The 10468-nt window shown below is 62.7% G+C and carries 8 protein-coding genes; all 8 read left to right on the forward strand.

The annotated features are described in order from the left end of the window. Positions 1-120: 120 nt before the first annotated feature. The gene (locus tag PMI16_RS14100; protein ID WP_007880582.1) at positions 121-876 is read left to right on the forward strand and encodes an SDR family oxidoreductase; all 756 of its coding nucleotides are present in this window, start codon (positions 121-123) and stop codon (positions 874-876) included. Positions 877-886: 10 nt separating this feature from the next. Beyond that, positions 887-1315: a hypothetical protein gene (locus tag PMI16_RS14105; protein WP_007880583.1), complete on the forward strand. Its 429-nt coding sequence runs from the start codon at positions 887-889 to the stop codon at positions 1313-1315. A 79-nt stretch (positions 1316-1394) separates the two neighbouring features. After that, a complete protein-coding gene (locus tag PMI16_RS14110; protein ID WP_007880585.1) occupies positions 1395-2186 on the forward strand; it encodes a MipA/OmpV family protein in 792 nt (263 codons plus the stop codon). A 15-nt stretch (positions 2187-2201) separates the two neighbouring features. Continuing rightward, positions 2202-2900 carry a response regulator transcription factor gene (locus PMI16_RS14115; protein ID WP_007880586.1) on the forward strand — a complete coding sequence of 233 codons (699 nt, stop codon included), beginning with the start codon at positions 2202-2204 and terminating at the stop codon, positions 2898-2900. Further along, on the forward strand, positions 2897-4240 hold the full coding sequence (locus tag PMI16_RS14120) for a sensor histidine kinase (RefSeq protein ID WP_007880588.1): 1344 nt from the start codon (positions 2897-2899) through the stop codon (positions 4238-4240). The genes PMI16_RS14115 and PMI16_RS14120 overlap by 4 nt, the downstream gene beginning before the upstream one ends. Positions 4241-4368: 128 nt before the next feature. Continuing rightward, the gene (locus PMI16_RS14125) at positions 4369-5619 is read left to right on the forward strand and encodes an Hsp70 family protein (protein WP_007880590.1); all 1251 of its coding nucleotides are present in this window, start codon (positions 4369-4371) and stop codon (positions 5617-5619) included. A 228-nt stretch (positions 5620-5847) separates the two neighbouring features. Further along, on the forward strand, positions 5848-8112 hold the full coding sequence (locus PMI16_RS14130; RefSeq protein WP_034380593.1) for a CHASE2 domain-containing protein: 2265 nt from the start codon (positions 5848-5850) through the stop codon (positions 8110-8112). A gap of 614 nt (positions 8113-8726) precedes the next feature. Beyond that, positions 8727-10331, forward strand: a complete 1605-nt coding sequence (locus tag PMI16_RS14135; RefSeq protein ID WP_007880592.1) for a ShlB/FhaC/HecB family hemolysin secretion/activation protein — start codon at positions 8727-8729, stop codon at positions 10329-10331. Positions 10332-10468 lie beyond the last annotated feature (137 nt).

The raw sequence follows: 10468 nt of genomic DNA on the forward strand, positions 1-10468 counted from the left end.
TTCTTTCACACTTAGGATGGCAAGGTCAATGCAGCGCGGCGCGCAGTCGCTGCTGCAGGGCGTCTGCGTTGAGCATGTCATCTCTGCCCGTATCCCGGGCAAAAATCTAAAGGTCTAAGTATGAAAATCGTAGTTATCGGCGGCACCGGCCTGATCGGCACCAAACTCGTCAACCTGCTGCGCCAGCGCGGCCATGAAGTCCTCGCTGCCTCGCCGGCCTCGGGTGTCAATGCGGTGACCGGCGAAGGTCTGGCCGCTGCGCTGGCCGGTGCGCAAGTCGTGGTGGACGTGGCCAATTCACCTTCTTTCGAAGACAAGGCCGTGCTGGAGTTCTTCGAAAAATCCGGCCGCAACCTGCTCGCCGCCGAAGCCGCCGCCGGCGTGCAGCATCACGTCGCCCTGTCGGTGGTCGGCACCGATCGCCTGCTCGACAGCGGCTATTTCCGCGCCAAGATGGCGCAGGAGACCTTGATCAAAGCCGGCAAGATTCCGTACACGATCGTACACGCCACGCAGTTCTTCGAATTCCTCGGCGGCATTGCGCAATCAGGCGCCGACGGCGATACCGTGCGCCTGTCGCCGGCGCTGGTGCAGCCGATTTCGTCCGATGACGTCGCCGCCGCCACGGCGGATTACACGCTGGCCGCGCCGGTCAACGGCACGGTGGAAATCGCCGGCCCCGAGTGTGTCAGCCTGGCCGCACTGGTGCAACGCTATCTGACTAATATTGGCGATGCGCGCCATGTCGTCCCCGATCCCGAGGCGCTGTACTTCGGCGTCAGGCTCAACGACAAGTCGCTCATGCCCGGCAACGATGCGCGTCTGGGCACGGTGAACTTCGCCACCTGGTTCAGCCAGTCGAAGAAGCCGGCGTGACGGATTGCTCATGATGCATGCTGCAACTGCAAGGCGCATTCCCGCGCTGCTCTGGCTGCCGCTGGGTTTCAACGTCCTGTTCCTGTGCGTGAACGGCGTGTTCATGCTGATCGCGCCCAAGACCTGGTACGAGATCGTTCCCGGCGTCAGCGAGACAGGTTTCTTCAACCAGCACTTCGTGCGCGACATCGGCATCGTGCAACTGTTTCTCGGCGCGGCCTTTGCGTTGGGCGCAGTGCGTCCGGCACAGCGGCCGGCCTTGTGGGCGGCGGCGACGGTCTGGCTGATCGCGCACGCCGCCTTCCATGTATGGGAAGTCGCCGCCGGCATCTGTGCGCCGTCGGCGCTGCTACGGGATTTCGCGGCAGTCAGCCTGCCGGCGCTGATCGGCGTCGCTCTCACTGCGTGGACCTGGCGCATTCGTACAGGCCGGCGGTAAGTGAGCAGTAAGACTCCCTGTCGGATCATCGTGTCGCAATATTCCTTTCCAACACGATGCATCCGATCCGGGAGTCTTCATGCGGCACTACCAGTCTTTCCTCAACATCATCGTCCTCGGCGTGGCGGCCAGCACCGCTTCTTTTGCCTGCGCACAGGAAGTCGATGCAAAAGCCGACGTAAATGCAGGCGCCAACGCCGATGAGCCGGCCCTGGGCCTCGGCCTGGGCGTCGGCATCCAGCGCAGCCCCTACCGCGGCTACGGCACCAAGACCAGGGCGCTGCCCATTCTTTTATACAACAGCAAGTACTTCCACGTGGCCGGCACCACCGCAGACTTCAAGCTGGGCAGCGTCAGCCAGTTCGATTTCACCCTGCGCGCCAAGTATTCCAACGATGGCTACAAGTCCGGCGACGCTCCCATCCTCAACGGCATGGATGAACGCAAGGACGGTTTCTGGCTGGGCGGCGCGGCCGCATGGCGCGCGCCGTTCGCCAAATTCACGCTGGAGTGGCTCAAGGCCGCCGGCAACAGCGACGGCCAGACCGTCAAGCTGGGCGTCGAACGCGGCTTCAGCGTCGGCCGCGTCAAGCTGACGCCGCATCTGGGCGTGACCTGGATGAACAACGACTACGTCAATTACTACTATGGCGTAAAGTCGACGGAAGCGACGTCGACGCGCGCGGCCTATACCGGCAAGTCGACCACCAATGCCAGCGCAGGATTGCGCGCCGACTACAGCCTGACCAGGTCGCAACTGATGTTCCTCGACCTGAGCGTGACACACTACGGCAGCGGCATCACCGACAGCCCATTGGTGGATCGTTCGACCACGCCGTCGCTGCGACTGGGCTATCTTTATAAATTTTAAGACCTGAGGACGGATATGAACCGCATCGCGTTGCTGGAAGATCATGAGCGCATGGCCGCGCTGATCGTCAAGGCGTTGGCGGCGGCCGGCATCGAGGCCGACGTCTATTCCACCATCGCGCATGCGCTCGCCGGTTTCTCGCAGATCGCCTATCCGGTGCTGGTGCTCGACCGCAGCGTGCCGGACGGCGACGGCCTGGATCTGGTGCGCCAGTTGCGCGCGCGCAATGTGCTCACGCCCTGCCTGATGCTCACGGCGCGCGATGCGCTGCATGACCGCGTGGCCGGCCTCGAAGCCGGTGCCGACGACTATCTGCCCAAGCCGTTCTCGATGGAAGAAATGGTGGCGCGCGTGCGCGCCCTGTTGCGGCGGCCGGCGCAGTTGCAAAGCCTGGCGCCGCAGTTCGCCGGCATCCTCGTCGAACCGGACGCCGGCTGCATGCGTCACGGCGACGAATCGGTATCGCTGGCCGCCGCCGAGATGCAGTTGATGCTGGTGCTGGTGCGCGCCGCCGGCAAGGCCGTGCGCCGCTCCGCGCTGGAAGCGGCGGCATGGGGGTTGTCGGCGCCGGTCACGCCCAACGCGCTCGACGTCGCGCTGCACCGTCTGCGCCGCAAGCTTGTCGCCATCGATTCCACGCTGCAGATCGCCAACATCCGCGGCCACGGCTATGCCTTGCTCGATGCGGAAAAGCAAGCGCAGGCGGCGTCATGAAAAGCCTGTCCTTTCGATTGCTGACCACGACCGCGATCGTGCTGACCTGCATCAGCGGCATCATCGTGCTGGCGCTCGCCTTGCTGCTGCGCTGGGGGCCGGACATGTTGATCAACCTCGAACTCAGCCGTAATGCCGAACGCATCGTCGGCAGCTTGCATTTCAACGCCGCCGGCATGCCTGACGGCATTCGGCTGAATCAGAAGATGACGGCGGTCTACAGCGTACTCCAGCAGGATGCGGCGTACCGCGTCCTCGACCAGCACGGCGCGCTGCTGATGTCGTCGGACAACGGCGCGACTGCCTACGTACCGGAGGGCGAGGACTTCGATGCGGAACGCAGTCGCTTCCGGCTGGTCGGCGGCGCCGGCATGCTGCAGGTGATGACCTTGCCGTTCACGCACGACGGTCGGCAGTTCTATGTGCAGATGATGCGCAGCGAACGCATGCACCGCGTCATGCTCGGCAGCGACAGCGAAAGGACGCAAAAAATCGTCATCGTCGCCGCCATCATCGCCATGTTGATGTTCAGCCTGGTGGTGGTGTGGACGCTGCATCGCGCCCTGAAACCGTTGCGCGAAGCTTCGGCCGCGGCTGGCAAGATCCAGGTCGACAACCTGTCGGCGCGTCTGTCGCTGGAAGGCGTGCCGAGCGAACTCGCGCCGTTGTTCAACGCCTTCAATCTGGCGCTGCAACGGCTCGACGACGGCTATCGCGTGCAACGCGAGTTCCTCGCCACCGCGGCGCATGAGCTGAAGACGCCGCTGGCGCTGATTCGCGGCCAGATCGAACTCGCGGGCGGCAATGACGTGCAGGACCGCAGCGCCTTGCTGCGCGATCTCGATCACATGGCGCGCCAGGTGCATCAACTGCTGCACCTGGCCGAAGCCAGCGAGCGCCAGAATTACGCGATGGAAGACATCGACGTCAAGGACATCGCCGCCGAAGCGACCGCGCAACTCGAACGCCTTGCGCTGCGACGCGAGGTCCATGTCGTCGGCGCCGCCAATGACGAGCCGGTGATGGTCGCGGCCGATCGCGGCGCCTTGTTCGTCCTGCTGCGCAATCTGATCGAGAACGCCATCCACCATGCTCCGCCCGGCAGCGCGGTTGACGTCGACGTCAACCGGCAAGGCATCACGGTCAGAGACTACGGCGACGGTATTTCTGCCGAGGCCATGCCGCAGTTGTTCAAACGCTTCTGGCGCGGCGCCCATCGGCGCGACGAAGGCGCCGGGCTGGGTTTGTCGATCTGCGAGGAAATCGCGCAGGCGCACGGCTGGGCGCTGTGGGCGGAGAATGCGGCGCCCGGCGCCAGTTTTACCGTGGCATTCAAGTGATTTTGTTTGTTATTTAGGCAATTTTCCCGCAATGCGGAAAGACGCGTGCAAGGTATCCGCTTTACTACAGACATGCGCCGTGCTTTTCTATATCATCCGGCCTTTGCAAAAATACGGCAGGGATAAGCATGTCAGACGCTTGCGGCGTGGATTTCGGGACGTCCAATTCCACGATGGGATGGAGCAGGCAGGGACAACCATCCTTGCTGGCGCTGGAAGACGGCAAGATGACCTTGCCTTCGGTGGTCTTCTTCAACGCCGACGAAAACGAATTCAGCTACGGCCGCGCCGCGCTGTCGACGTATCTGGCCGGCTACGAAGGCCGTCTGATGCGTTCGCTCAAAAGCCTGCTCGGCTCCGGCATGATCGACGGCCAGACCGAAGTCGGCGGGCGCGCCTTGCCGTTCCGCGCGTTGCTGTCGCAATTCATCGGCGAACTCAAACAACGCGGCGAACGTTCCGCCGGCCGTCGCTTCGACAGCGTGGTGCTGGGGCGTCCGGTGCATTTCGTCGATGACAACGCCGAAGCCGATCAACTGGCGCAAGACACGCTCGAAGAAATTGCGCGCGCGGTCGGCTTCAAGCACATCGATTTCCAGTACGAACCGATCGCCGCCGCCTTCGATTACGAATCCACCATAGCCCGCGAAGAACTCGTGCTCATCGCCGACATCGGCGGCGGCACCTCCGACTTTTCGCTGGTGCGCCTGTCGCCGGAGCGCGCCAAGAAAACCGAGCGTCGCGACGACATCCTCGCCACCGGCGGCGTGCATATCGGCGGCACCGATTTCGACAAATACCTCAGCTTGTCCAGCGTCATGCCGCTGCTTGGCCTTGGCAGCAAGCTCGCCGGCAACAGCGAAGTGCCGTCCGGCTACTACTTCAACCTGGCGACCTGGCACACCATCAACCTGATCTACACGCGCAAGGCCTGGCAGCAATTGCAGGACGTCTATCGCGAAGTCAGCGAGCGCGACAAGTTCGCGCGCCTGCTCGACCTGGTCGAACAGCGCGCCGGCCACTGGCTGGCATTGCAGGTGGAGGCGGCCAAGATCGGCTTGTCCGGCGGCGAATCGGTTACGCTCGACCTCGATCGCCTGCGTCCGCCGGAGTCGCTGCAATTGCAGCGCGCCGATTTCGACGCCAGCATCGATCATCTGGTGGAGTCGGTCGAACAGACCGTCGGCAAGCTGCTCGGCGACGCCGGCATCAAGGCCGACGCCATCGACTCGGTGTTCTTCACCGGCGGCTCCAGCGGCGTGCATCTGCTGCGCCGTCGCATCGCCGCATTGGTGCCGAATGCGCGACAAGTCGAAGGCGACCTGTTCGGCAGCATCGGTTCCGGCCTGGCGTTGGATGCCGTACGGAAATTCTCCTGATTTGCTCTGACGCGTAAAAAACACGCCGTCGTCCCAGCGCACGCTGGGACCCAGCGTCGTTCGTCCTTTCAAGCTCCCCCTCATGCTTTCAACGTCACTGGGTCCTGGCTTTCGTCAGGACGACGGAGCGTGAGAAGAATGTTGCTTCGATGTGCTTCCCTGTAAATTCCATTGTGATCGGCCATGACTGCTGGCATCATCGCAACAAATAAATCTCAGGGGGAAGCTGTGCTGCGTCGTCTCTTCGCAAAACACGGTGGGCGCTGGCTGCTGGCGCTGGCATTGACGCTGGCGGCCGGTGCGCAGGTGATGGGCTATCTGCCCGGCTTGCTGACCGACCGCATCGATCTGTTCTTCTACGACATGCGCATGCGCATCGCCAAGGTGGAGACCGATCCGCGCATCGTCATCGTCGACATCGACGAAAAGAGCATCGGCGAAATCGGTCGCTGGCCGTGGAGCCGCGACGTCGTCGCCGCCCTCATCAGCAAGATGACCGACAGCTACGAAGCGCAGACCGTCGCCTTCGACGTACTGTTCGCCGAACCCGACAACAGCTCCGGCTACGCCACCCTGGAAAGCCTCGCTCGCAGCGAACTGAAATCGCTGCCGCAATTCGGCCAGCAATTGCAGGCGCTCAAGCCCAAACTCGATTTCGACGCGCGCATGGCTGCGGCCATCAATGGCCGGCCGGTGGTGATGGGCTACAACCTGTCCAACGAGCCCGACGCCATCGCCAAGGGCGAGCTGCCCAAGCCGGTCTTCACCACCGCCACGCTGGGCGGCCGCCGTCTCGACGTCACCCGCTGGAAAGCCTACGGCGCCAACCTGCCGCAATTGCAGCAAGCGGCCGAAGCGGGCGGCTTCTTCAATCCGCTGCTCGACAGCGACGGCCTGATCCGCCGCGTGCCGCTGATCGCCCAGGTCGGCGACAATTTCTACGAATCGCTGGCGCTGGCGAGCGCGCGCTCGGCGCTCGGCGCTTCGCGCATGAAGCCGATTTTCCTGCAGCAGGATGCCGTGATGTCGGACCAACAGCTGCGCGATTACGGCGCGCTCGAATCGATTGCACTCGATACCAAACCGCGCCCGATGTTCATTCCGGTCGAGCGCCACCTGACTACGCTGGTGACCTATCGCGGTCGCGGCGGCGTCCACGGCGGCGCCTTCCGCTATGTGTCGGCGGTGGACATCCTCAAGGGACGCATTCCCAAGAACGACCTGGCCGGTCGCATCCTGCTGGTCGGCACCACGGTGCCGGGCTTGTACGACTTGCGGGCCACGCCGGTGAGCCCGAATTATCCCGGCGTCGAAATCCACGCCAACATCATCGCCTCCATCCTCGACGGCGACTTCAAGCAGCAGCCGGAATTCGCGGTCGGCTTCAACCTCGTGCAGATCGCGGTCATCGGACTGGTGCTGGGTTTGCTGCTGCCGCTGCTCGGCCCTTTGCTGTCCATCGTGCTGTCGTCGGCGGCCGCGTTCGGCATCGGTGCATTCAACTTCTGGCTGTACGACAGTGCCGGCCTGGTGTTGCCGATGGCGACCGCGTTGATCCTGATCGCGGCGCTGTTCATCTGCAACCTCGGCTGGGGCTATCTGTTCGAATACCGCAACCGCCGCGCCATCGTCAATCTGTTCGGCGAATACGTCGCGCCCGAACTGGTGGCCGAAATGGCCGCCAATCCCGCCAGCTACAACATGGAAGGCGAGAGCCGCGAACTGACCGTGATGTTCTCCGACGTGCGCGGCTTCACGACAATTTCCGAAGGCCTGCAGCCCAACGAATTGCGCGAATACATCAACGCCTACCTGACCGCCATGTCGGAAGACATCCGCGGCAACCGCGGCACGCTCGACAAATACATCGGCGACGCCGTGATGGCCTTCTGGGGGGCGCCGATTGCCTTGCCCGACCACGCCGCGCGCGCGGTGACCACGGCGCTGAAGATGCAGCAAAGCTGCATCGTGCTCAATGAAGAATTCGCCAAGCGCAACTGGCCGCCGCTGAAGATCGGCATCGGCCTCAACACCGGCAACATGCGCGTGGGCGACATGGGCTCCAAGATCCGCAAGGCGTACACGGTGATGGGCGACGCCGTCAATCTGTCGTCGCGGCTGGAGTCGATCACCAAGGTCTACGGCGTCGGCGTGCTGGTCGGACAAGCCACGCGCGCCGCCGCACCGGAGTTCGCCTATCGCGAACTCGACAGCGTGCGCGTCAAGGGCAAGAACGAGCCGGTGCCGATTTTCGAACCGCTGGGACTGGCGTCGGAACTGACGCCGGCGCAGCGCGAGCAACTCGATAAGTGGACGGCGGCGTTGGCGCTGGTGCGTCAGCAACAGTGGGACCAGGCCGAGCAAATCATTATTGCCTTGCGGCAAGAGGATGCGCATGGCCTGTACGATCTCTACCTGCAGCGCATCGCTTATTTCCGTGCGCATTCATTGCCGCCGGATTGGGATGGCGTGACCACCTTCGAGACAAAATAACAACGGTGAAAGTGCTTTGCCGGCAAGATTTTCGAGATTAATTTTCCAGGTGGAAATTTTTCCGACAGGTCTTTGTCAGTTAAGTTAAGACCGATACCGGATAGTGTTAATTTTTGTCGACAGGCAATAGGCTCTCTATCTATACTCGCAAGTATGTCGCGCTGTTCGGGGTGGGTGGCGCGGGCACGGTGGTTTTCGTCGCAACATCGCCTGCATCATTCGTATCTCGCGCAAGAAGAACAAGAAGATCCGCGAAACCGATGCAGCGCATGCGGCGCTGGCAACTGCCGTCGTACAACAACTCTCCGAAGAATAAACAAGGCCGGAAATGCCGCGATACTCGCGTTCTTCCGGCTGTCGTTGCGAGCTTGGTATTTGCAATGCAGTAGGGGACGCCGTAGGGGATATCGATACGGCAACACTGCAGGCAGTGCAGCAGGGCAGTATGCAGCACGTCGGACGCATCGCGGGTGCACCGGCAAAAAGAGGGTAGGGAATCCATCATAAATCGAGACGACGTCAGGTCGGTTGCCGGGTAGACCGGCGCCCGGCGGCCGTCGTCCTGAGAACGAAATAAAAAAATGAAACAACGTTTACTGCAGTGTTTATTGGGGATGACATTGACGGTTGCGGCCGCGAGCGCGCTCGCCGACGACAGCTTCAATATCGTGCGCTTCCAGGTCGATGGCAACACGCTGTTGTCCGCGGAAGAAGTGCAGCATCTGGTGGCGCCGATGGTCGGCCCCGGCCGCGTCTACGGCGACGTGCAGAAAGCGCTGGAAGCGCTCGAGAACGCCTATCGCAAGGAAGGCTACAGCGCGGTGCAAGTGTATGTGCCGGAGCAGGAACTCACCAGCGGCGTGGTCAGGATTCAGGTGACTGAAAACATGATCAAGGACGTCACCGTCACCGGCAACAAATACTTCAGCGAAAAGAATATCCGCGCCAGCCTGCCGGAAGTGGAGATCGGCAAGACGCCGAATCTGCGCGTCATTTCAGAAGCGGTGCAACTGAGCAACGACAGCCCGGCCAAGCAGATCAACGTCAACCTGAGCTCCAGCGAAGAAGACGGCAAGATCAACGCCGAGATCAAGGTCACCGACAACGACCCGCTGCGCGTGTTCATGACGCTCGACAACACCGGCGCCGCGTCGACCGGCAACTGGCGCACCGGCGTGGCGGTCCAGTACGCCAACCTGTTCGACCGCGACCAGGTCGGTACGCTGGCCTACACCACCTCGCCGGACAGCCCGAGCGGCGTGAAGGTCGATCTCTACTCGCTCGGTTATCGCATTCCGCTCTACGGCATCGGCGACAGCATCGATTTCATCTACGGCAAGTCCAGCGTCAATTCTCCGGGATCGTCGCCGACGCTGGGCGGATTGCTCGGCTTCACCGGCAAGGGCGATGTCTACGGCCTGCGCTGGAACCATTTCTTCGCGCGCGAAGGCGAGACCAGCAGCAAGCTGGTGTTCGGCGTCGATTACAAAAAAATCGACTCGCGCTGCAGCATCGGCGGCGTCGAGCTGAGCATCGCGCCGCCGACGCCGCCGGTGGCGTCCTGCGTGCCCTACACCACCATGCCGCTGAGCGCGACCTACAGCAGCCAGACGCGCAGCGCCACGCAGAGCACCGATTACAACATCGGCCTCGCGCGCAACTGGGGCACCGGCACGTCCTACACCAACACCACCACCGACGGCCGTACCGACCGTTATTCCTACCTGACGCCGGGCAGCCGCAATACGCACGACGACTTCATGATCTTGCGCGCCGGCGCCTCGATTTTCAAAGGCTTCCAGAGCGACTGGCAAATGCGCATCGCCTTCACCGGGCAATACGCCAAGGACCCGCTGGTCTCGGCCGAACAATTCGGGCTGGTCGGCGCCACCACCGTGCGCGGCTTCACCGAACGCGCCGTCGCCGCCGACAGCGGCCTGATCGTCAATGCCGAGGTCTACACGCCCGAACTGGCGAGCAAAGGCAACCTGCGCCTGCTGGCCTTCTACGACATCGGTCGCGGCTACAACAACAACGTCGGCAGCAGCGGCCTGCCCAACAATCTGACGGTGGCGAGCATCGGCTTCGGCGCGCGCTATGCGCTGGGCCGCGACTTCAACGTGAAACTGGACGTCGCCCGGGTCGCCAACCCGGGTACGTCGCTGACCGAAAAACGTGGTGATCTGAATGCGCATGTAAGCGCGACATTGGGGTTCTGACATGAATAATCCAGGCCAAAAAACTATGACGGGCAAGGACGCCGCGCGCGTCGAATTGTTGCCGCCGTCGTTCACCCTGCGCGTGGGCAATCGCCGCCTGACCATGAGCCGGCGTCCGCGCAAACCGGTGCCGACCC

The sequence above is a fragment of the Herbaspirillum sp. CF444 genome, assembly GCF_000282135.1.
Lineage (GTDB): Bacteria > Pseudomonadota > Gammaproteobacteria > Burkholderiales > Burkholderiaceae_D > Herbaspirillum.

Coding starts and splice junctions, on each gene's coding strand:
- PMI16_RS14100 (WP_007880582.1), top strand. CDS start 121: ATGAAAATCGTAGTTATCGGCGGCACCGGCCTGATCGGCACCAAACTC.
- PMI16_RS14105 (WP_007880583.1), top strand. CDS start 887: ATGATGCATGCTGCAACTGCAAGGCGCATTCCCGCGCTGCTCTGGCTG.
- PMI16_RS14110 (WP_007880585.1), top strand. CDS start 1,395: ATGCGGCACTACCAGTCTTTCCTCAACATCATCGTCCTCGGCGTGGCG.
- PMI16_RS14115 (WP_007880586.1), top strand. CDS start 2,202: ATGAACCGCATCGCGTTGCTGGAAGATCATGAGCGCATGGCCGCGCTG.
- PMI16_RS14120 (WP_007880588.1), top strand. CDS start 2,897: ATGAAAAGCCTGTCCTTTCGATTGCTGACCACGACCGCGATCGTGCTG.
- PMI16_RS14125 (WP_007880590.1), top strand. CDS start 4,369: ATGTCAGACGCTTGCGGCGTGGATTTCGGGACGTCCAATTCCACGATG.
- PMI16_RS14135 (WP_007880592.1), top strand. CDS start 8,727: ATGACATTGACGGTTGCGGCCGCGAGCGCGCTCGCCGACGACAGCTTC.